The organism is Micromonospora sp. NPDC049240 (assembly GCF_040647835.1).
Lineage (GTDB): Bacteria > Actinomycetota > Actinomycetes > Mycobacteriales > Micromonosporaceae > Micromonospora.
This window is the reverse complement of sequence record NZ_JBEZCX010000001.1, coordinates 604704-625875: the sequence shown is the minus strand read 5'-3', so window position 1 is coordinate 625875 and position 21172 is coordinate 604704. Positions and strand designations below refer to the sequence as shown.

Annotated in this window: 17 protein-coding genes and 3 pseudogenes; 13 read left to right on the top strand and 7 right to left on the bottom strand. The window is 73.7% G+C overall.

The features are described from left to right. Nucleotides 1-415 precede the first annotated feature (415 nt). Both AB0B02_RS03275 and AB0B02_RS03270 read right to left on the bottom strand, forming a co-directional pair. Entirely contained in the window at nt 416-1204 is a 789-nt protein-coding gene (locus tag AB0B02_RS03275; protein ID WP_357295609.1) for a hypothetical protein, read from the bottom strand. Between the two features lie 84 nt (nt 1205-1288). Continuing rightward, nucleotides 1289-1978 (bottom strand): hypothetical protein, encoded by a 690-nt coding sequence (locus tag AB0B02_RS03270; RefSeq protein ID WP_357295606.1) that lies wholly within the window; start codon nt 1976-1978, stop codon nt 1289-1291. Nucleotides 1979-2286: 308 nt separating this feature from the next. Here AB0B02_RS03270 and ssd point away from each other — a divergent pair, with 308 nt between their 5' ends. The 7 genes and pseudogenes from ssd to AB0B02_RS03235 form a co-directional block, all read left to right on the top strand. Next, complete coding sequence (ssd, locus tag AB0B02_RS03265) at nt 2287-3390, top strand: septum site-determining protein Ssd (protein ID WP_281943534.1); 1104 nt, start codon at nt 2287-2289, stop codon at nt 3388-3390. Next, nucleotides 3387-4598 (top strand): TadA family conjugal transfer-associated ATPase, encoded by a 1212-nt coding sequence (locus tag AB0B02_RS03260; protein ID WP_357295593.1) that lies wholly within the window; start codon nt 3387-3389, stop codon nt 4596-4598. Before ssd ends, AB0B02_RS03260 begins: the two co-directional genes overlap by 4 nt. Next, on the top strand, nt 4595-5428 hold the full coding sequence (locus tag AB0B02_RS03255; protein WP_357295586.1) for a hypothetical protein: 834 nt from the start codon (nt 4595-4597) through the stop codon (nt 5426-5428). The genes AB0B02_RS03260 and AB0B02_RS03255 overlap by 4 nt, the downstream gene beginning before the upstream one ends. Continuing rightward, a complete protein-coding gene (locus tag AB0B02_RS03250) occupies nt 5428-6156 on the top strand; it encodes a type II secretion system F family protein (protein WP_357295579.1) in 729 nt (242 codons plus the stop codon). The genes AB0B02_RS03255 and AB0B02_RS03250 overlap by 1 nt, the downstream gene beginning before the upstream one ends. A gap of 23 nt (nt 6157-6179) precedes the next feature. Beyond that, nucleotides 6180-6347 (top strand): DUF4244 domain-containing protein, encoded by a 168-nt coding sequence (locus tag AB0B02_RS03245; RefSeq protein ID WP_013283643.1) that lies wholly within the window; start codon nt 6180-6182, stop codon nt 6345-6347. A gap of 152 nt (nt 6348-6499) precedes the next feature. Continuing rightward, nucleotides 6500-6817, top strand: a complete 318-nt coding sequence (locus AB0B02_RS03240; RefSeq protein WP_281943819.1) for a TadE family type IV pilus minor pilin — start codon at nt 6500-6502, stop codon at nt 6815-6817. Between the two features lie 377 nt (nt 6818-7194). Beyond that, nucleotides 7195-7554: pseudogene (locus AB0B02_RS03235) on the top strand (Rv3654c family TadE-like protein); the annotation flags it as partial. A gap of 100 nt (nt 7555-7654) precedes the next feature. On the opposite strand, the gene AB0B02_RS03230 reads toward AB0B02_RS03235, so the two are convergent. From AB0B02_RS03230 to AB0B02_RS03215, 4 genes and pseudogenes are all read right to left on the bottom strand, one after another. Next, the gene (locus AB0B02_RS03230; protein ID WP_281943524.1) at nt 7655-8233 is read right to left on the bottom strand and encodes a hypothetical protein; all 579 of its coding nucleotides are present in this window, start codon (nt 8231-8233) and stop codon (nt 7655-7657) included. Between the two features lie 208 nt (nt 8234-8441). Next, entirely contained in the window at nt 8442-8648 is a 207-nt protein-coding gene (locus AB0B02_RS03225; RefSeq protein WP_107154710.1) for a hypothetical protein, read from the bottom strand. A 487-nt stretch (nt 8649-9135) separates the two neighbouring features. Next, nucleotides 9136-9258: pseudogene (locus AB0B02_RS03220) on the bottom strand (hypothetical protein); the annotation flags it as partial. Nucleotides 9259-9325: 67 nt separating this feature from the next. Next, nucleotides 9326-11638, bottom strand: a pseudogene (locus AB0B02_RS03215) (DEAD/DEAH box helicase); the annotation flags it as partial. A gap of 134 nt (nt 11639-11772) precedes the next feature. On the opposite strand from AB0B02_RS03215, the gene AB0B02_RS03210 reads away from it, so the two are divergent. From AB0B02_RS03210 to topA, 6 genes are all read left to right on the top strand, one after another. Further along, nucleotides 11773-12123, top strand: a complete 351-nt coding sequence (locus tag AB0B02_RS03210; RefSeq protein WP_357295558.1) for an STAS domain-containing protein — start codon at nt 11773-11775, stop codon at nt 12121-12123. Beyond that, nucleotides 12123-12560: an ATP-binding protein gene (locus AB0B02_RS03205; protein WP_107154712.1), complete on the top strand. Its 438-nt coding sequence runs from the start codon at nt 12123-12125 to the stop codon at nt 12558-12560. Before AB0B02_RS03210 ends, AB0B02_RS03205 begins: the two co-directional genes overlap by 1 nt. A gap of 294 nt (nt 12561-12854) precedes the next feature. Next, nucleotides 12855-15203: a sodium-translocating pyrophosphatase gene (locus AB0B02_RS03200; RefSeq protein WP_281943518.1), complete on the top strand. Its 2349-nt coding sequence runs from the start codon at nt 12855-12857 to the stop codon at nt 15201-15203. Between the two features lie 101 nt (nt 15204-15304). Continuing rightward, nucleotides 15305-15844, top strand: coding sequence for a hypothetical protein (locus AB0B02_RS03195; RefSeq protein ID WP_107154714.1), 540 nt, complete (start codon nt 15305-15307; stop codon nt 15842-15844). Continuing rightward, on the top strand, nt 15835-16449 hold the full coding sequence (locus AB0B02_RS03190; RefSeq protein WP_281943514.1) for a hypothetical protein: 615 nt from the start codon (nt 15835-15837) through the stop codon (nt 16447-16449). The genes AB0B02_RS03195 and AB0B02_RS03190 overlap by 10 nt, the downstream gene beginning before the upstream one ends. A 314-nt stretch (nt 16450-16763) precedes the next feature. Further along, nucleotides 16764-19592 (top strand): type I DNA topoisomerase, encoded by a 2829-nt coding sequence (gene topA, locus AB0B02_RS03185; protein WP_281943513.1) that lies wholly within the window; start codon nt 16764-16766, stop codon nt 19590-19592. A gap of 50 nt (nt 19593-19642) precedes the next feature. Here topA and AB0B02_RS03180 read toward each other — a convergent pair whose 3' ends face one another. Then, on the bottom strand, nt 19643-20959 hold the full coding sequence (locus AB0B02_RS03180; protein WP_357295509.1) for a D-arabinono-1,4-lactone oxidase: 1317 nt from the start codon (nt 20957-20959) through the stop codon (nt 19643-19645). Nucleotides 20960-21172 lie beyond the last annotated feature (213 nt).

The following is a 21172-nucleotide window of genomic DNA, read 5'->3' as shown; positions in this document are numbered from 1 at the left end:
CACACAACCACGAGACTCAGCGGTGGCTGCTCCATGCCCACGGACAAAACCACACTGCCGTCGCAGGCCAGCACGGATCTCCTGCTGGAGTACTAGTCCGGCGGGTTCAGCTCCCAGCGGGCCGCAGGCTGAGTTGCTTGTATGCGAGGTGTTAGGCAGCGAGAAGGCAGCGCGAGCGTCGATGCGGGTCAACCCCGAACGCGAACCGGCGGCGCTCGACACCTGCTTGTTGACACTCTCCGCCACCGCCTGACAGCAGCCGATAGTTTGAGGCCGCATCCCCCGACGGGGGTCGTCCCTTCTCCGGGGAGCGCTCCCGGCCTGGTGGGAGCGCTTTTTTCGGCTCGGTCGTCTCCGGGTGCCGGCGTGGCGGAGCGGCCGACCCTTCGCCGGGCCGGCCGCTCCGATCGGCGGATCAGCCCTTGATCAGGTTGACGACCGCGGTGTCGTTGACCTCGACGTACTGGTTGTACTCGCTGTCGTAGCCCTGTGCCCTGGTGCTGACCTCCGAGTCACCCTTGACGAACGGCACGGTGCCGGTCGGCGTGGCGGTGGCGGCCCAGGCCGCCGGGGTGCCCGGAACGCAGTCCACGCGGGTGGTGAAGTCACCCCGGACGATGGTCTTCTTGACGATCTCGGTGACCGTGCCGTAGAGCGCCACGGAGGTCGGCTGGTTGCAGGTGACCGTGCCGTGCACGACCGCCTTGCCGCTCACCGTGCTGGCCGTGCCCTGGGTGGCCACGGCGAGCGCGAGGTCCAGCGGCGGCGGGGCGGGCGGGTTGGCGATGTGCACCTCGCCGCAGGCCGCCGCGGTGCCGCCCTCGCAGTGCTGCTCGAAGGTGGCGTCGAACGTCTGGACGTAGCCGTTCGGTCCGAAGACGGCGTTGAGCACGGTGAACGTGCCGGTCAGCTCGTTGCAGCCGCGGCCGTTCCCGTCCAGGCTCAGGCCGGGGCCCGCGCCGTTGAACGGGTAGCGGGTCGCGTTCTCGTAGGTGCCCGGGGCCAGCGGCTGGCTGCCCGGGGCGTCGAAGTCCAGGTACCACCAGTCGCCGCCGTAGCCGTTGACGTTGACCGACACGTGGCTGGCGTCGGTCGACGCGGAGGTGGTGAGCTGGTCGCCGTCGGCGACCGAATAGGCGTACGACCCGCCGCCGGTGATGTAGTCGCCCTGGTCACCGCTGAAGGTGACCGAACCGGACGCCACCGCCCGAAAGTTGCTGTCGATCAATTACCGCACCGAGTGGTGATGTCGTTACACCGCGAGGACAACAGTGTCCATAAAGGATGGTTAGCGGATCACGGCGCGCAGCGTCTGCCCGGCCGGCTCGAAGCAGGCGAGCCCTCGGCCCTGCTCGTCGGTCACCACCCACGGGTGGCCCACGTACGTCTGCTGCCGGTAGGACTGCCCTGCCTGGAGCACCGCGTACCGCTGGCGTCGGCCGTCGTAGTTCAGCCAGTTGACGACCACGGGCGCGGTCCGGGCATTGACGAAGTCGACGGAGGTCTCCGGCCCGCCCCCGCTGGATCGCAGCGTCGACTCCCGGGACGCCGGCAGCGGGGTGAGTTCGCCGGGTCGGGACACTGGCGGCTTCGTCCGGCTGGCCGACGGCTTGGGCGCCGGTGGTCGGGCGGCCGCAGTGGTGCGGCGGGGCGGGGCCGGCGCGCGGGTCGGCAGCGCGGCGCGGGTGGAGAGCGACACGGGCGCCGGGGAGTACGACTCGGTCGCCAGGTCCGCGGCCGGCGTGCCGGGCGAGGCCAGGATCGCCTCAGCGCCGCCGGGCGGCGGCAGGTCGGGGCGGCGCGGCATGGCGAAGTAGCTGAGCGTGCCGACCAGCACCACCACCATGACCCCGATCGCCACCGAGGCGAGCGTGGCCGGGGACGGGTCGCGGAGCCAGACCTCGCCGCCGCTTGGCGGGGCTGGCCGGGGGTGGCGTCGGCCGGACGGGGTTCCGGTGCCGTGCGGTGAATCGGTCATGGCCTCGATTCCGCGAGCGGTGCCGTCCGTTCCACGGCAGGGGGCTCCGATTATGCGGGACGGGCAGCGTTCCCAGTCAATGGCTGGCGGGGCCACCGGTTCCGGCCGGTGAGCTGGGCCGGACCAGTCGTCCGGGCAACGTTCCCCGCCGATCCGGCCGCGCCGACGCATAGCAGATCGACTCGTTCGGCGAGGTCTGTCCACAAGCCCCTTCGTTGTCCACAGGCGAGCGGTTGCGGCACCCGCACGGTCGGCCGGATGGGCACGCTCCACCACGGCACGTCCGAGTCCGACCGTTGGAGGCCGCCATGGCGCCCCGCACCCCGCTTCCGCCGTACCGTCGACTGCCGCTGCTCGTCACGGCCGACGGTGACCTGCTCGACGAGCTGTTGCGCCTGGCCGCGGCCAGCGGCACCGAGGTCGAGCTGGCGGCCGACCCGGCGGCCGCCCGCGCCCGCTGGGCGCCCGCGCCGCTGGTGCTGGTCGGCGCCGACCAGGCGGCGGCCTGCCTGCGGGCCCGCCTGCCGCGGCGTCCGCGCACGGTGCTGGTCGGGCGCTCCGGCCAGCTCGATCCGGGTACGGAGCTGGCCGAGCTGATCGGCGCCGAGCATGTCGCGGCGCTGCCCGCGGCGGAACCCTGGCTGGTCGACAGGTTCGCCGAGTGCGTGACCGGGCCGGTCGGCGCGGGCCCGGGCCGGGTCGTGGCGGTGCTCGGCGGGCGTGGCGGCGCGGGAGCCAGCGTGCTCGCCGGCGGGCTCGCGGTCAGTGCGGCCCGGTCCCGGCTGCGCACGCTCCTGGTCGACGCCGACCCGTTGGGCGGCGGCCTCGACCTGGTGCTCGGGTGGGAGCAGCTCGACGGGTTGCGCTGGCCCGAGCTGGCCGGCGCCGACGGCCGGGTGGATCCACCGTCACTGGTCCGCGCGCTGCCCAGCCGTGGTGATCTGGTCGTGCTCTCGTGGGACCGGGGGGACCTGCGGCACCTGCCGGCCGAGGCGATGGCCGCCACTGTCGACGCCGGCCGGCGCGGGCGGGACCTGGTCGTGCTCGACCTGCCCCGGCATCTCGACGACGCGGCGGTGATCGCCCTTCAGGCGGCCGACCGCGCGTTCCTCGTGGTGCCCGCCGAGCTGCGTGCCACCGCCGCCGCGGCCCGGGTGGCCGCCGTGGTGGCACCGCAGTGCGCCGACCTCTCGGTGATCGTGCGCGGCCCGGCGCCAGGCCGGCTCCGGGCGGCCGAGGTGGCCCGCGCCCTCGGCCTGCCGCTCGCCGGGACGCTCCGGCCCGAGCCCGGCCTGTGCCGTGGGCTGGAGCGCGGCGAGGCCCCGGGCGCCACCGGCAAGGGCCCGCTCGCCGTGCTGTGCCAGCGGCTCGTCGACGAGCTGACCGGTCGGTCCGCGGCGGGCGCGGCGTGACCGGCCCGGCCGATCCGGGAGAGCTGGCCGCCCGGGTCCGGCACCGCTTCGCCGCTGACGCCACCCCGGTCACCTCCGCCGCGGTGGTCTCCGCGGTACGCGCCGATCCGGGCGCCGGCGTGCTCGGCGACACCACTCTGCTGCGGATCGCCGACCGGGTGCACGACGACCTCGTCGGCGCCGGCCCGCTCGCGCCGCTCCTCGCCGACCCGCAGGTCACCGACGTGCTGGTGAACGGCGTCCGGGTCTGGGTCGACCGGGGGCGGGGCCTGCACCAGGTGGCCGTGCCGCTCGGCACGGTCGACGACGTACGCCGGTTGGCGCAGCGGTTGACCGCGGCGGCCGGTCGCCGGCTGGACGACGCGTCGCCCTACGCCGACGCGCGACTGCCGGACGGCACCCGGCTGCACGCCGTGCTGCCACCGGTGGCGACCGACGGCCCCTACCTGTCGCTGCGCACCTTCCGGCAACGGCCGTTCACGCTGGCGGAACTGGTCGACCACGGCACCGTGCCCCGTCCGGTCGCCCCGCTGCTCGACGCGGTGGTGGCCGCCCGGCTCGCGTACCTGGTCACCGGCGGCACCGGCTCCGGCAAGACCACGCTGCTCAACACGTTGCTCGGGCTGGTGCCCGGCACCGAGCGGATCGTGCTGGTGGAGGACGCCGCCGAACTGCGCCCGGTGCACCCGCACGTGATCGGGTTGCAGGCGCGCACCGCGAACGTCGAGGGCGTCGGCGCGGTCGGCCTCAGCGACCTGGTCCGGCAGGCGCTCCGGATGCGACCGGACCGGCTCGTGGTGGGCGAGTGCCGGGGCGCCGAGGTGGTCGACCTGCTGGCCGCGTTGAACACCGGCCACGACGGCGGGGCGGGGACGCTGCACGCCAACGCCCCGACGGATGTGCCCGCCCGACTGGAGGCGCTCGGGATGCTCGGCGGGCTGCCGCGGATCGCGTTGCACGCCCAGGTCGCCGCCGCCCTGCAGGTCGTCCTCCAGGTACGCCGGACCGGCGAGGGGCGGGTGCTCGACTCGATCGGCCTGCTCCTCCCGGGTGGCCCCGAACGGGTGGTGACAGTGGTTCCGGCCTGGATCCGGGGCCGTGGTCTCGGCCTGGCCGCCCGGCCGCTCGGCAACCTGCTGCGCGAGCGGGGCGTGCCCGTGCCGCCGATCCTCTGTGCGGTCTGGCCCGACGCGGCAGGCCCCTCGTGACCGGTCAGCTCGGGCTGGTGGTCGTGCTGCTGGTCGGTGCCGCGGTGACGGTCGGCTGGCCGGTACGCGCCGGCCGGACCCGACAGCGGGCGGTCCTCGACCCGGGACCCGGTCCCGGCAGCCGGCCCACCCCTGACCGGCGGCCCGCCTCGACGTCGGGCGGTCGGGCTGCGTTCCCGACGCGGCCGGCCCCTGACCGGCGGCCCGCCTCGACGTCGGCGGGTCTGGCCGCGTTCCGGGCCGTCTCCGTCCGGCGGGTCCTGCCGGCGGCGGCGCTGCTCGGTGGCGGGGTGGGGGCGTTCCTCGGTGGTCCGGTGGCCGCGCTGGCACTTGCCGTATACGGCACGCTCGCGGCCCGGGCGGCGGTACGCAGGCGCACCCGGCAGGCGGCCCAGGCGGAGCACCGTCGTGATCTCGACCGGCTCGGTGCCGTCGCCGCCGATCTGCGGGCCGGTCTGCCCACCGGCCACCTGCTCGACACTGGTGCGGGGCGGATCGCGCGGCTGACCCGGGCCGCGGTGCGACTTGCCGACCGGACCGGAGCGCCGCTGGCCGACCTGCTCGAACGGATCGAAGCCGACGCCCGCGCGGCCGATCGAGGGCTCGCCGCTGCCGCCGCCCAGGCCGCCGGCGCGCGGGCGACGGCGTGGCTGCTCGCCGCCCTGCCGCTCGGCGGGATCGGTCTCGGTTACGCCATCGGCGTCGACCCGGTGGCCGTGCTCCTGCACACGCCGGTCGGCGGTGGCAGCGCCGTGGCGGCCGTGGCCCTGCAGATGGGCGGGCTGCTCTGGGCGGAACGGCTCGGCGCCGGGCCAGGGCGGGCGGCCTGATGTCCCGCCAGGTGGTCGCCGCCGTCTGCCTCGGCGGAGCCGCTTCCCTCCTACTCGTCACCGGGGCCACCGCCCGGCCGGTCCGGCGGCTGCGCCGGCTCGCGCCGATCCCTTCGCAAGGCCGCCCGAGCTGGTGGCCGGACCGGATCCGGCTGGGTGCCGGCCTGACCGCCGTGGCCGTGGCGGTGGTCGCCGGCGGCTGGCCCGGCCTGCTCACCGGTCTGCTGGCCGGTGTGGCCGCCGACCGTCTGCTACGCCGGATCGAGCCCCGCGCCGTACGGGAGCGTCGCCTGCGCGAAACCGCGGACCTGCCGCTCGCCGCCGATCTGCTGGCCGCGGCGCTCCGGGCCGGCGCACCTGTCGACCGCTCGGCGCTCGCGGTCGCCGAGGCGCTCGGCGGGCCACTCGCGGACCGGCTCGGCCGGGTGGGCCGCACGCTGGGCCTGGGCGGTACGGCGACCGAGGCGTGGGCGCACCTGCGCCCGGTCTCCGGGGCGGAGAGCCTGGTGACCGCCGCGGTCCGCTCGTCGAACAGTGGCGCCGCGCTGGCCGGCGCGCTCACCCGACTCGCGGACGACCTGCGGGCGGAGCGCTCGACCGCGGCCGAGGCGGCGGCCCGACGCGCGGGCGTGCTCATCGTGTTGCCGCTCGGGTTGTGCTTCCTGCCCGCCTTCATTCTCGCCGGTCTGGTGCCGGTGATCGTCGCCGTCCTCGGCGACGTGCTGTGAACCATCGAGAAGGGACGTACGACATGCGCAAGCTCCTCACCCGACTGCGGGGTGACGCCGGCATGAACACCGCGGAGTACGCCGTGGGCACCCTCGCCGCGGTCGCCTTCGCCGGCATCCTGCTGAAGGTGCTCACCTCCGGGAACGTGCAGTCCGCGCTGACCGCTGTCATCGACCGGGCCTTGAAGTGACCGGGCGCCGGTGGGCCGGTCGACACCGTGGCCGGTGCGCTCGCGTTCCGGCCGCCCCGGTGGCAAGTGGCGGGGCGCCGTACGGCGTCCGGTGCGGCGCCGCCCGCCGTCGCGCCTGGGACGCCCGGGAACGGGGGTCGTTCACCGCCGAGCTGGCGGTCGGCCTGCCGGCGTTGATGTTCCTGCTCGTCGCCGGCCTCACCGCGGTCGACGCGGTGACCACGCGTGCCGGCTGCGTCGACGCGGCCCGGGAAGCGGCACTCGCCGCCGCACGGGGCGAGCCGGGCCCACCCGCCGCCACCCGGTACGCCCCGGCGGGCGCGGAGGTGACGCTGACCGTGACCGGTGACCGGGTGACCGCGACCGTCCGGGCACCCGTGCGGACGTTCGGCACGAGGCTGCCCCGGTCGACCGTCTCCGGCGTCGCGGTGGCCGCCGTGGAACCCGGCGCCCCCGGGCCGACGCCGTGACGCCGCAAACACCGGCGAGGCCGGAAATGCCGGCGAGGCCGGGAACGCCGGCGAGGTCGGGAACGCCGGCGAGGTCGGGAACGCCGGGGCGGCTGGGGAAGCTGGGGAAGCTGGGGAAGCTTGAGACCTTGTCACCGACCGTCAGTTCGGCCGATCGGGAGCCGCACCCGGATGAGCTGTCGGACCCGGCCGGGATTCACCTTGCCGGATCGGCCCCTGCCGGGCTGCGCCTCGCCGGGCCGGACCTCGCCGAGCCGAACCCTGACAGGTCGAGCCTGGCCGGGTCGAGCCTGGCCGGGTCGAACCCTGACAGGCCGAGCCTTGCCGGGTCGAGCCCTGGTGAACCGCACGCACGCGGACAACCCACCGGCTGGTCGGCGTCCGAGCGGGGTGGGGCGACCGTGTGCCTGCTCGCCATCGGCTTGGTGTTCGTGCTCGTCGGGTTGTTCGGCGCCGGGCTCGGGGCCGCCCGTTGCGCCCGCCACCAGGCCCGGGTGGCGGCCGACTTCGGCGCGCTCGCGGGCGCGAGCCGGGTGCTCGACGGGGCGGACGCTGCCTGCGGGTCGGCCGACGCGCTGGTGTCCGCCAACGCCGGCCGGATGACCGGGTGCCGGGTCGACGGACTCGACCTGATCGTCACGGCGCAGGTGCGGGTCACGCCGCTACCCGGGTTGACCCGCGTCGCCACCGCCACGTCCCGGGCCGGCCCGGCGCGCGAACTCGCCGCCACGCCATGATCATCATTGCCGACTGGAGACTCGGCAGTCGGCCGATGAACCTAGCCGGCGGTCGACCGGTGGAGCCCGCCGCGACGGGCCGCACCGGTCGACGTCGGCGTCAGCGGGACTGGAGCGCGTCCAGGCCCACCGCCATGGCGATGACCAGGCGGCGATCGATGTGCGGGTGCTGGATGTCGACGACGTACCGGTCGCGCAGGCCCCACTTCTTGTCGACCGAGAACACCGGCTGGCCGCCGGCCAGGAAGTCGAAGTGGTAGGGCAGCCAGGAGAGCGAGTCGACGAAGCGGCGCAGCAGCGCCACCGGCAGGCTGCGCTCCTGTCCCGTCGCGGGCGGCAGACCGGGCTGCTCGACGTGCCAGGTCGAACGCAGCAGCGACTGGGCGAAGTCCTTGCGGAACAGGCCGATCGGGGTGCCGGCGTGGTCGGTCACGTCGTAGGTGGCGCCGAGGTCGAGCCGTTGGCGGGCCTTGAACCCGAGCAGGGGGTACTGCTTGGTGTCGTCGGTGTAGATGGTGACCTGCTCCTTGAAGGCGAGCCGCTTCTGCTGCGCGAACGCGAGCAGCCCGCCCTCGGAGCCGTCCGGTGCCACGGCGTGCACCTCGTACTGGTTGACCATCATCCGGATCCGCTGGCGGACGATGAACCGGTGTTGGGCCTGCAGGCTGTCGAGCGACATCTGATCTCCTTCGAGGGGTCGCCGGAGTGTCGCACAGCGCCGCCACCAGCGCGCACCGCTGGTCCGCCCTGCCGGTGACCTTGATCGACTCCCGCGCACCGAAGTGACGGTGCCGGTCATCGTCCGACACCGTCCTCCCGGTGAGCTGGCGAGACGCCCCCCGGTCCGACCGCGCTCACCGCACAGCGGTTCGTGCCGCGACGGGCGGTCAGCGTCCGCCGTCGACCGTGGCCTTCATCGCCCACGTGTTGAGCACCTGGTGGATACCGCGCAGGCGTTCGTTGATCTGGTCCAGCCGCTCCGCCTGGGCCAGGTTCGCCAGCGCGGTACCCAGCGCTATCTGCTGGTCCGGGGTGAGGCTTTCCTGGTCGATGGTGTAGAGCAGCTCGACGGTCTCGGCGATCGTGTCGGCCACGGCGGCACCTCCGGCGGGACGGGTCTCGGGTCGCGTCTGCGCTACCGGAATGATGCATGGAAGCGCTCCCATACATCAATGCCCCGCAACGCCCGTCCTCATGCCCCGTCCCACCCACCAGACTCACTCCTCCGCCGACCCACCCCGTCGATCTTGCACCTTGCGCCCAGGCGTACCGGGCAAAAAGGGCGAGGTGGGGGCCGAAACTGCAAGATCGACGGGGACGGTGGGGCCTGCGCTGGGTGAGCATCGGGCGGCGCGTCGGTGACGGGAACAGTCCTCGCTCGCTGGCGTCACCGCCTCGGTGGGCCGAGGTGGTGACGAGTGATCTGGCGAGGTCAGTCCGTCGTGATGCGGTCGGTCGCCGATCGCCGGGCCGCCCGGTCGTCCTGCCGTGGCAGCACCCCGTCGCGCTCCGCCCCCGGCCCCGACCCGTCATCCGCCGCGACGTCACCCGGCAAGCCACCGCCCGCCGCCGCATCGACGCCGACCGCATGGACGGCCGCCGTGCTGCCGTCCGCCGTGCTGCCGTCCGCCGTGCTGCCGTCCGCCGTGCTGCCGTCCGCCGTGCTGCCGTCCGCCGTGCTGCCGTCCGCCGTGCTGCCGTCCGTCGCGTCGACGGGCGTCGTGCTGCCGTCCGTCGCGTCGACGGGCGTCGTGCTGCTCGACGCGGCGGCGAGGTTGGTGAGCACCACGTCGAGGACCTTGACGGCTTCCGGCTTGGCCAGCGGGTTGTTGCCGTTTCCGCACTTCGGGGACTGGACGCAGGACGGGCACCCGGTCTCGCACCCGCACTCGACGATCGCGTCGCGGGTGGCGCGCAGCCAGGCGGCGGCCGTCCGGTACGCGCGCTCGGCGAAGCCCGCCCCGCCGGGGTGACCGTCGTAGACGAACACGGTCGGGGCTTCGGTGTCCGGGTGCAGGGCGGTCGACAACCCGCCGATGTCCCAGCGGTCACACGTCGCCATCAGCGGCAGCAGGCCGATCGCGGCGTGTTCGGCGGCGTGCAGCGCGCCCGGCACGTCGGCGGCCTCGACGCCGGCACGAGCCAGCGACTCCGGCGAGAGCGTGAACCAGACCGCGACCGTACGCAGCTCGCGCGCGGGCAGGTCCAGCGGGCGGGTGTCGATCACCTCGCCGGTGGCGATGCGCCGGCGCTGGTACGACACCACCTGGCTGGTCACGTCCACCTCGCCGAGGAACAGCCCGACCGGGCCGGCGTCGACGTACGAGCGGACGGACACCACGGACAGTGAGGTGACGTCGCGGGCGTGGGTGGACCAGTCCGGCTCCTCGGCGTGCACCAGCGCGCAGCCGTCGGCCAGGTCGAGCGCGTCGACCACGTACGAGACGCCCTGGTGCAGGTAGACCGCGCCGGTGTGGAGCAGGAAGTGCGCGGAGCCGCCGTCGACGGTGCCGAGCAGCCGCCCGGTGGACTCCTCGACCACGCAGACCGGGGCGCCGCCCTCGCCGCGCAGGTCCACCTCGGGGCGTTCCCGGTGCCGCCAGTACCAGCCGGTGGGCCGCTGCCGCAGCGCGCCCGCCTCGACCAGCGAGTCCACCGCCTCCTTCGCGCCGTCACCGAACAGGTCCAGGTCGGCGGCGGTGAGCGGGGCCTCGTGCGCGGCGCAGGCGAGCTGCGGCGCGAGCACGTACGGGTTGGCCGGGTCGAGCACGGTGGCCTCGACGGGACGCCCGAACAGCGCCTCCGGGTGGTGCACGAGGTAGGTGTCGAGCGGGTCGTCGCGGGCCACCAGCACCGCGAGCGCCTCGTCGCCGGAACGCCCGGCCCGGCCGGCCTGCTGCCAGAGCGAGGCGCGGGTGCCGGGCCAGCCGCAGATCAGCACCGCGTCCAGCCCGACCAGGTCGACGCCGAGTTCGAGCGCGTTGGTGGAGGCGAGCCCGAGCAGGTCGCCGTGCAGCAGCGCCCGTTCCAGCTCGCGACGCTCCTCGCGCAGGTAGCCGGCCCGGTAGGCGGCGACCCGGTCGCCCAGCCCCGGCACCGCCTCGTCGAGCGACCGCCGCGCGTTCGCGGCGACCACCTCGGCGCCCTTGCGGGACCTGACGAACGCGAGCGTGCGGACGCCCTCGACCACGCTGTCGGCGAGCAGGTCGGCGGTCTCCCGGAGCGCGGAGCGCCGGACCTGGACGAGATCAGCGTCGACAGCCGAATCCGTGGGCGGCAGCAGCGGCGGCTCCCAGAGCGCGAACGTCACCCCGCCGCGCGGCGACGTGTCCTCGGTGACGGCGGTGACGGGCAGGCCGGTGAGCCGCCCGGCCGCCGTCGCCGGGTCGCCCGACGTGGCCGAGGCCAGCAGGAAGACGGGCGCTCGCCCGAAGCGGGCGCACTGTCGACGCAACCGCCGCAGCACGTGCGCGACGTGTGAGCCGAAGACGCCCCGGTAGGTGTGGCACTCGTCGATGACGACGTACGCGAGCCGGCGCAGGAAGCCGGACCAGTGGGCGTGCCCGGGCAGGATGCCGTGGTGCAGCATGTCCGGGTTGGTGAGCACGAACCGGGCGTGCCGACGGATCCACTCCCGTTCGGTGCGCGGGGTGTCGCCGTCGTAGGTGGCCGGGCGTACCCCGTCGAGGTCCAGGCCGGCGACGGCGCGGAGCTGGTCGGCGGCGAGCGCCTTGGTCGGGGCCAGGTAGAGCACCGTGGCGCGTGGGTCGGCGAGCAGCGTGCTCAGCGCGGGAAGCTGGTAGGCCAGCGACTTGCCGGACGCCGTGCCGGTGGCGACGACGACGTGCTGCCCCGCGTACGCCAGCTCGGCGGCCTCGGCCTGGTGCCGCCACGGCGCGACCACGCCGCGTGGCGCGAACGCCGCCCGCAGCTCCGCGGGCGCCCAGTCGGGCCACGGCGCCGGCTCGCCGACGCGGGCCGGCACCCGCTCGACGTGGGTGACCGGGTCGGTGGCGTGGCGCAGCCGCAGCCGGCGCAGCAGCTCGTCCGGCGTACGCCTCGGGCCGGGGCTGTCGTCGGTCACGTCCTGCACTCTCGCACTGGTGTTCGGAATTGGGAACCGCCGGGTCGGGGTATGGGGAGGGCCGGGCCGGTGACCCGAAGCGGTCGCACGGGGGGATGGTTAGATGCCCAGGAGAGTTTACCGAGGAGGGGCCGATGGAGCTGTCGCTGGCGACCCGCACCGTGGGGGAGCACACGGTGCTCGAGGTCGGCGGTGAGGTGGATGTCTACACCGCACCCCGCCTGCGGGAACGGCTCATCGAGCTGATCGACGGTGGGGCCCGCCACGTGGTGGTGGACCTGGGCCGGGTGGACTTCCTCGACTCGACCGGGCTCGGCGTGTTGGTCGGCGCGCTCAAGCGGCTCCGGTCGGCCGGCGGCTCGTTCGCGTTGGTCTGCGACAAGGAGCCGTTGCTCAAGATATTCCGCATCACCGCCCTGGATCAGGTCTTCCCGCTGCACCCGACGGTCGACGCGGCCATCGCCGCCGACACCACCGGCGCGTGATGGCCACCGTCAAGCTCTCCTTCTCACCGGCGCCGGTGCACGTGCGCACCGCCCGCCTGGTCGGGGTCGCGGTGGCCCGGCGGGCCGGGGTCCGCGAGGACCTGCTCGACGAGGTGCGGCTGGCCATCGGTGAGGCGTGCACCCGGGCGGTCGCGCTGCACCGGCAGTACGGGCTGGCGGAGCTGGTCTACGTGGAGATGTCCGACGGCGGGCCGTACACGGTGCGGGTGGTGGACCGGGCCCCGATCGAGGCGGGTCTCGGGTTGGCCGCGCTCGGCCCGGACGAGCTGGCGAAGGAGTCGCTCAGCGAGGACGCGCTGACCACCGGCGTGGGGTTCGCCCTGCTCGCCGGTTTCGTGGAGGACCTCCAGGTCCGCCCGGTCGACGAGGGTGTCGGCACCGAGGTCCGGATGGCCTGGCCGACCGGCCGCGGCTGATCCGATCGTTCCGCAGGCCGCGTTCCCCGCACGGGGAGCGCGGCCTCGTCGTGTTGACCGGCCTATATATCAGATTTCCTCGCATAACACAGTTACGAAGATCATCGAGACACGGTGCCCCCTCGCTGTGACCCTCACCACGCCGGAGGGCTACAGTACCCGGGTTGTCAGCAAGTGATCGCTCCCCGCAGCCAGCGGGAACGGGTGGATGGCGCGCGCTGGCGAGTTCGCATCCAGGCGTCGGCCCGTGCGTCTCCACGAGCCGACGCGAGTGTTCGGTACAGGAGGACACAGATGTCCGGGACCTTGGCCGCCGACGGCGGCGCACTGTCCCTTACCGGAGCCAACGTGACGTACGTCGTCATCGCCGCGGTCATCGCGCTGGTGGCGCTCGTCTTCGCCGCCGCCTTGACCAAGGCGGTACTGGCAGCCGGTACGGGAACCACCAACATGCAGGAGATCTCCGGGGCGGTGCAGGAGGGCGCGTCCGCGTACCTGCTGCGGCAGTTCCGCACCCTGGCGATCTTCGTGGTGATCGCCGTCGTGCTGCTGTTCCTGCTGCCGGTGCACGACACCGACGGGAACCAGACGCTGGTGAAGATCGGCCGGTCGGCGTTCTTCGTGGTGGGTGCGCTGTTCAGCGCGTTCATCGGCGGCGCCGGCATGTGGCTGGCCACCCGCGCCAACCTGCGGGTCGCCGCCGCCGCGCGGGAGCGCGAAGGTGGCCGCGAGGGCGCCATGAAGATCGCCTTCCGCACCGGCGGCGTGGTCGGCTTCCTCACCGTCGGCCTCGGCCTGTTCGGTGCGGCGCTCGTCGTCATCCTGTTCCGGGGCGACGCGCCGACCGTGCTGGAGGGCTTCGGCTTCGGCGCCGCGCTGCTGGCCATGTTCATGCGGGTCGGCGGCGGCATCTTCACCAAGGCCGCGGACGTCGGCGCCGACCTGGTCGGCAAGGTCGAGCAGGGCATCCCGGAGGACGACCCGCGCAACGCCGCCACCATCGCCGACAACGTGGGCGACAACGTCGGTGACTGCGCCGGCATGGCCGCCGACCTGTTCGAGTCGTACGCGGTCACGCTGGTCGCCGCGCTGATCCTGGGCCGGGCCGCGTTCGGCGAGGACGGCCTGGTCTTCCCGCTGATCATCTCCACCATCGGCGTGCTGGTCGCCATCGTCGGCGTGTTCATCACCCGGCTGCGCGCCAGCGACCGCAACGGCCTGACCGCGATCAACCGGGCCTTCTACCTCTCCGCGGTGATCGCCGCGGTGCTGGTGGCGATCGCCGCGTTCGCGTACCTGCCGGCCACGTTCGGCGAGCTGGAGGGCGGGCTGACCGACGTCGACCGCAACCCGCGGCTGGTGGCCATCGGCGCGGTCGTGATCGGCATCGTGCTGGCCGCCGCGATCCAGGCGCTGACCGGCTACTTCACCGAGACCAACCGCCGCCCGGTGCAGGACATCGGCAAGAGCTCGCAGACCGGCGCCGCCACCGTCATCCTGGCCGGCATCAGCATCGGCCTGGAGTCGGCGGTCTACTCGGCGCTGCTGATCGGCGCCGGCGTCTTCGGCGCGTTCCTGCTCGGCGGCAGCTCGATCACGCTGTCGCTGTTCGCGGTCGCGCTGGCCGGCACCGGCCTGCTCACCACCGTCGGCGTCATCGTCGCGATGGACACGTTCGGCCCGATCTCGGACAACGCGCAGGGCGTGGCCGAGATGTCCGGTGACATCGACGAGCACGGCGCGCGCACGCTCACCGAGCTGGACGCGGTCGGCAACACCACCAAGGCGATCACCAAGGGCATCGCGATCGCCACCGCGGTGCTGGCCGCGACCGCGCTGTTCGGCTCGTACACCGACACGCTGCGGACCTCGTACTCCGACGCGGGTGTGGGCGACGTCGGCACCGAGATCCTCAACGCGCTGAACGTGGCCAACCCGCGCAACCTGGTCGGCCTGATCATCGGCGCGGCCGTCGTCTTCCTCTTCTCCGGCCTGGCCATCAACGCGGTCTCCCGCTCGGCCGGCGCCGTGGTGATGGAGGTCCGCCGGCAGTTCCGCGAGCTGCCCGGCATCATGGACCGCACCCAGCGTCCCGAGTACGGCAAGGTCGTGGACATCTGCACCCGGGACGCGCAGCGCGAGCTGCTGACCCCCGGCCTGCTGGCCATCCTGGCCCCGATCGCGGTCGGCTTCGGCCTCGGCCCGGGCGCGCTCGCCTCCTACCTGGCCGGCGCGATCGGCGCGGGCACGCTGATGGCGGTCTTCCTGTCCAACTCCGGTGGCGCCTGGGACAACGCCAAGAAGCTGGTCGAGGACGGCGCGTACGGCGGCAAGGGCTCCGAGGCACACGCCGCCACGGTCATCGGCGACACGGTCGGCGACCCGTTCAAGGACACCGCCGGCCCGGCGATCAACCCGCTGATCAAGGTGATGAACCTGGTCTCGCTGCTGATCGCGCCGGCCGTGGTGGCCTGGAGCGTGGGCGACGACAAGAACCCCGCGCTGCGGATCACGATCGCCGTGGTGGCCGCGCTGATCATCGCGGCGGCGGTGGTGTTCAGCAAGCGCAAGGGCGTGGCCATGGACAGCTCGGACCACGGTGCGGGCACCCCGGGCCAGCGGACGGAGACGGTGGGCGCCTGACCGACGGGACGGTTCCCGGCCGGCCCCGGTCGGCCGGGAACCGTCCCGTGCACGAAACCTGACCGGTGGCGGTTCCGCCCGGAGGTCGTACGCTGCATCGCATGCGTACGCGCCGGGCGGCAACCGCCGGAAAGCTCACGGTGGTCCTGGCCACGCTGGTCCTCGTCGCCGCCGGCTGCGGCGGGCCCAGCCCACGGGCCTGGGCCGCGTCGGTGTGCCAGGCGCTCACCCCGTGGCGCGCGGAGATCTCCAAGCTGACCAGCAGCACCCGGCAGCAGATGACCGCGCAGACCACCCCGCCGCAGGCCAAGGAGAACCTGGTGCGGTTGTTCGCCGGGGCGGAGCAGGCCAGCGAGACGGCCCGACGCAAGGTCGAGGAGGCGGGCGTGCCGGAGGTCGACCACGGCCCCGAGGTCTCCGCCGGGTTCCGTGGCTCGCTGAGCAAGATGCGGGACGCGTACGGGCGGGCGCGGACCACCATCGACCGGCTCGACACCGCCCAGGCCGGCCCGTTCTACGACGGCGTGCGCGCCGCCGTGGACACGCTGAACCAGGAGTACGACGCGAGCGCGCTGGACACCAGCAAACTCAACTCACCCGAACTCAAAGAGGCCTTCGACGAGGTCCCGGAGTGTCGCTGACGCCACCCTCCCCGAATCCGAACCCGGCCCGCCAGCCCTCGCTGTTCTCCACCGAGGCGGCCGATCCCGCGCTGGCGGACCTCGCCGGCCTGCTCGCCGGGCCGGGTGAGGTGGTGCGGATGGGCGGCACGGCCCGGCTCTCCGTGGTGGTGGACGCGGCCTGGCGGGTGCACGTGCTGGTGGCCGAGCTGGGTGCCCGGGGCGTGCCGGCGGGCTGGGAGCCGACCGGGGACGGCCGGTACCGGGTGCGCACCGCGTACGCGAGCACGCTGACGCCGCTCGCCCGGGGCTGGCTGCACGGCGCGGCGAAGCGACCGCCGGCCCGGTTCCACCTCGACGGGCGGCGGTTACGGCTCTGGGCCGCCGCGGCCGGGGCCGCCGAACCGGCCGGGTTCCGCCTCGGGCTCGGCCCGGCCGACGAGCAGTGCTGGAAGGCGGTGCGCGCCGCGCTGGCCGCGGTGGGCCTGCCGGCCGCGTTCGTGGAGCCGGGTGAGGGCGGCCCCGCGTACCGGATCGGTGGGCGGCGGGTGACCCGGCTGGCGGAGTTGGTGGGGGAACGGCCGCCGGCCGCGCCGGCCGCCGACTGGCCGGGCCCGCACGGCTGACCCGTCGGCGCAACCCCGCCGGCTGTCCGATCGCCGACCGTCCCGGCGGCGGTTTGCGCAGGAATTCGACTGGAGCCGCCTCCGCCGGGGGGTGTGTGATCGTCACAGTGACCCGCCCGGCGCCCTACCCACGGTGTACGGTGGCGCCGTCCGGCAGGGTGCGGCCGGCGACCGCCGGGGAGGCGGCCCGTTCGCCGCCCACGAAACCCGGGGCGCGGACGGCGCGTTACGTTGGACGTCCGGGCCGACCGCGGTCCGGGTGGTGCAACACGGCCCGGAGCGGGCGTGGCGTAGGAGTGAGGTCGGGGAGAGACGTGCCGAGCAACGCTGGAACCACCCGTCTGGTCATCGTCGAGTCACCGGCGAAGGCCAAGACGATCTCGGGCTACCTCGGCCCGGGGTACGTCGTGGAGGCCAGCTTCGGCCACGTCCGGGACCTGCCCCGCAACGCCGCCGACGTGCCGGCGAAGTACAAGGGCGAGCCGTGGGCGCGGCTCGGCGTCGACGTCGACAACGGCTTCCACGCGCTCTACGTGGTCTCGGCCGACCGCCGCCAGCAGATCAACAAGCTGGTGAAGCTGGCCAAGGAGGTCGACGAGATCTTCCTGGCCACGGATGAGGACCGCGAGGGCGAGGCGATCGCCTGGCACCTGGTGGAGACGCTCAAGCCCAAGGTGCCGGTCAAGCGGATGGTCTTCCACGAGATCACCAAGCCGGCCATCCAGGCCGCGGTGGCCAACCCCCGGGAGATCGACCGCGACCTGGTCGACGCCCAGGAGGCCCGGCGCATCCTGGACCGGCTCTACGGCTACGAGGTCTCCCCGGTGCTGTGGAAGAAGGTCATGCCGAAGCTCTCGGCGGGCCGGGTGCAGTCCGTGGCGACCCGGATCGTGGTCGAGCGGGAGCGCCAGCGGATGGCGTTCCGCACCGCCGAGTACTGGGACATCCTGGCCACCCTCGCGGTGGCGAAGCCGGGCGAGGGTCCGCGCACGTTCAACGCCACGCTCGTCGCGCTGAACGGCGACCGGATCGCCACCGGCAAGGACTTCGAGCCGACCACGGGTCGCGTCAGGCCCGGCGCCGGGGTGGTCCACCTCGACGAGGGCGGGGCCAGAGGGCTTGCCGCCCGGCTGGCGGCCCGGCCGTTCACGGTCACCCGGGTCGAGGAGAAGCCCTACCGCCGACGCCCGTACGCGCCGTTCATCACCTCCACGCTCCAGCAGGAGGCGGCCCGCAAGCTGCGGTTCTCGTCCCAGCAGACGATGCGCACCGCGCAGCGGCTCTACGAGAACGGCTACATCACCTACATGCGTACCGACTCGGTGAACCTGTCGGAGACCGCCATCGCGGCGGCCCGCCGGCAGATCGTCGAGCTGTACGGCGAGCGCAGCGTGCCGCCGGAGCCCCGCCGCTACACCGGCAAGGTGAAGAACGCGCAGGAGGCGCACGAGGCGATCCGTCCGGCGGGCGACAACTTCCGCACCCCGGGCGACGTGGCCAAGGAGCTGTCCGGCGAGGAGTTCAAGCTCTACGAGCTGATCTGGCGGCGCACCATCGCCTCGCAGATGACCGACGCGGTCGGCTCCAGCGTGTCGGTGCGCATCCGGGCCGTCTCCTCCGCGCAGGAGGAGGCCGACTTCGGCGCCACCGGCAAGACCATCACCGACCCGGGCTTCCTGCGCGCGTACGTCGAGTCGAGCGACGACGAGAACGCCGAGGCGGAGGACGCCGAGCGGCGGTTGCCCACCCTGGTCAAGGACCAGCCGCTGACCGCCGACGAGCTGGCCGCGCAGGGCCACCACACCCAGCCGCCGTCGCGCTACACGGAGGCGTCGCTGGTCAAGGCGCTGGAGGAGCTGGGCATCGGCCGCCCCTCCACGTACGCCTCGATCATGCAGACCATCCAGGACCGCGGTTACGTCACCAAGCGCGGCCAGGCGATGATCCCGACGTTCCTGGCGTTCGCGGTGATCGGGCTGATGGAGCGGCACTACCCGCGCCTGATCGACTACGACTTCACCGCCAGCATGGAGAACGAGCTGGACGAGATCGCCGGCGGCGACCACGCCGCGGTCGACTTCCTCACCTCGTTCTACTTCGGCAGCGCCAACGGCGCCGGCGACCAGGCCATCGCGCACGCCGGTGGGCTGAAGAAGCTGGTCACCGAGAACCTGAGCGACATCGACGCGCGCAGCGTCAACTCGATCCCGCTGTTCACCGACGACGAGGGGCGGGAGGTCGTCGTCCGGGTCGGCCGGTACGGCCCCTACCTCCAGCGGGCGGTGCCCGGCGAGCAGCAGGCGCCGGCCGCCCCGGCCGAGGGCGAGGAGGGCGGCTCCCAGGGCGACCGGGCGCCGATCCCGGAGGGCCTGGCGCCCGATGAGCTGACCCCGGAGAAGGTGCACGAGCTGTTCCTCGGCGGCGGGGGTGAGCGCAAGCTCGGCGACGACCCGTCGACCGGCGAGCCGATCCTGCTGAAGTCCGGCCGTTACGGCCCGTACGTGGCCAGCGGGGAGCGGAAGTCGTCGCTGCTGCGTTCGCAGTCGCCGGACGACCTCACGCTGGAGCAGGCGCTGCGGCTGCTCAGCCTGCCCCGACTGGTGGGCGTGGCCCCGGACGGCGGGGAGGTCTTCGCCAACAACGGCCGCTACGGCCCGTACGTCAAGCGTGGTGACGAGTTCCGCTCGCTGGACTCGGAAGACAAGATGTTCACCGTCACGCTGGACGAGGCGCTGGCGCTGCTGGCCGCCCCGAAGACCCGCCAGCGCCGGGCCGCCGCGCCGCCGCTGCGGGAGATGGGCGTCGACCCGCTCACCGAGAAGCCGCTGGTGATCAAGGACGGGCGCTTCGGGCCGTACGTCACGGACGGGGAGACCAACGCGTCGCTGCGGCGCGCGCAGACGCCGGAGGCGCTGACGCTGGAAGAGGCGTCGGAGATGCTCGCCGAGAAGCGGGCGAAGGGCCCGGCGCCGAAGAAGAAGGCCACCAAGAAGGCCGCTCCCGCCAAGAAGACCACGGCGGCCAAGAAGACCACGGCCGCCGCGAAGAAGACGACGGCCGCGGTGAAGAAGACCACGGCCGCGAAGAAGGCCCCGGCGAAGAAGGCCGCCCCGAAGAAGGCGTCCTCAACTTCGAAGGAGTAATCGTGGTACGCATCCGCCCCGGGAGGGGCGGGCGCGTACCACGATCTCGGTCAGGAGCCGAGGACCTGCTTCAGGTAGGGGTTCGTGAAGAGGTTCTGCGGGTCCAGGTGGGTGCGGAGGGACTGGAACGCGGCGAACTTCGGGTAGGCGGGGGCCAGCGAGGCCGCGTCGCGCCAGTGCAGCTTGCCCCAGTGCGGGCGACCGCCCAGCTCGGTGGCCACCTGCTCGAACGCGCGGAAGTACGGCTCGTACGGCATCCCCACGTACTGGTGGACCGCCACGTACGCGGAGTCCCGCCCGTAAGAGTGGGAGAGCCAGATGTCGTCGGCGGCGGTGAACCGCACCTCGACCGGGAACAGCACCTTGAACGGCAGCCGGTCCACGATCCGGCGCAGTTCGGCCAGCGCGGTGGGCAGCGCGTCGCGCGGCAGCCCGTACTCCATCTCCACGAACCGGACCCGGCGCGGGGTGCAGAAGACCCGGTCGGAGCGGCCGGTGTAGGTGCGTTCGGTGAGCGCCCGGGCGGAGACGGCGCTGATGCCGGGCGCGAGCGCCGGCACCGCGCGGCCGAGGCGGCAGGCCCCGGCGAAGACGGTGTTGGCGAGGAACTCGTCGTCCAGCCAGCCGCGCCAGCGGGGCAGCGGCCGGTCGTCGGCGGGCACCCGGTCGTTGGTCTTGACCTGCACCCGGTCGGTGTACGGGAACCAGTAGAACTCGGCGTGGTCGTGCGCCTGGTGGAGGCCGGGCAGGTCGGCCAGCACCTCGGCGAGCGCGGCCGGCCGTTCGTGTGCGCGCAGCACGAAGGCGTCCACGCAGCGCAGCGTGACCTCGACCAGGATGCCGACCGCGCCGAGCCCGACCCGCGCGGCGTCGAACACGTCGGGGTGCTCGTCGGCGGAGCAGCGGAGCACCTCGCCGGTGCCGGTGACCAGCGTCAGGCCGGCCACGAACGTGGAGAGGCACCCGAGTGTCGCGCCGGTGCCGTGGGTGCCGGTGGAGATCGCGCCGGCGACGGTCTGCGCGTCGATGTCGCCGAGGTTGGGCACCGCCAGCCCGTGACCGGCGAGCAGGTCGTTGAGCGAGTGCAGCGTCATCCCGGCCGGTACGGTGACCAGGCGACGCGCCACGTCGACGGTGACGTCGGTCGCCAGGTCGGCGAGGTCGAGCCGGTGTCCGTCGGCGACGGCGGTGGCGGTGAAGGAGTGACCGCTACCGACCGCCCGGATGGTGGTGCCGGCGGCGGCGGCCCGGCGGACCGCCTCGGCGACGTCCGCCACGCTCCGGGGTCGCGCGGTGACCAGTGCCGTGCTGTGTTGGTTGCCGGCCCAGTTGGACCAGTCGGCGGGGCTACCGGCCATGGCGAACACTCCTCGACATGAATATGAACTGAATTCATATCAGGAACGTTGTGCCTGGTAAATACCGCAATCGAGGTCGGCTCGTTGTACCGGTAGTCACAGACTCGTGACGTGCGGATATGTTCAACCGTCGAAGGGGGGTGGCGCCGAGTGTCCACACCAGCCGCCACGACCGGGCCGCTGCGTCGGGTACCGGTGCAGGGTCGAAGTGTCGCGCGGGTC

Bases quoted from the DNA above. Each gene is read 5' to 3' on its own strand.
- AB0B02_RS03200 (WP_281943518.1), top strand. From the start codon at position 12,855: ATGTCCGGGACCTTGGCCGCCGACGGCGGCGCACTGTCCCTTACCGGA.
- AB0B02_RS03270 (WP_357295606.1), bottom strand. From the start codon at position 1,978: ATGACCGATTCACCGCACGGCACCGGAACCCCGTCCGGCCGACGCCAC.
- AB0B02_RS03250 (WP_357295579.1), top strand. From the start codon at position 5,428: ATGTCCCGCCAGGTGGTCGCCGCCGTCTGCCTCGGCGGAGCCGCTTCC.
- AB0B02_RS03230 (WP_281943524.1), bottom strand. From the start codon at position 8,233: ATGTCGCTCGACAGCCTGCAGGCCCAACACCGGTTCATCGTCCGCCAG.
- AB0B02_RS03210 (WP_357295558.1), top strand. From the start codon at position 11,773: ATGGAGCTGTCGCTGGCGACCCGCACCGTGGGGGAGCACACGGTGCTC.
- AB0B02_RS03195 (WP_107154714.1), top strand. From the start codon at position 15,305: ATGCGTACGCGCCGGGCGGCAACCGCCGGAAAGCTCACGGTGGTCCTG.
- ssd (WP_281943534.1), top strand. From the start codon at position 2,287: ATGGCGCCCCGCACCCCGCTTCCGCCGTACCGTCGACTGCCGCTGCTC.
- AB0B02_RS03205 (WP_107154712.1), top strand. From the start codon at position 12,123: ATGGCCACCGTCAAGCTCTCCTTCTCACCGGCGCCGGTGCACGTGCGC.
- AB0B02_RS03245 (WP_013283643.1), top strand. From the start codon at position 6,180: ATGCGCAAGCTCCTCACCCGACTGCGGGGTGACGCCGGCATGAACACC.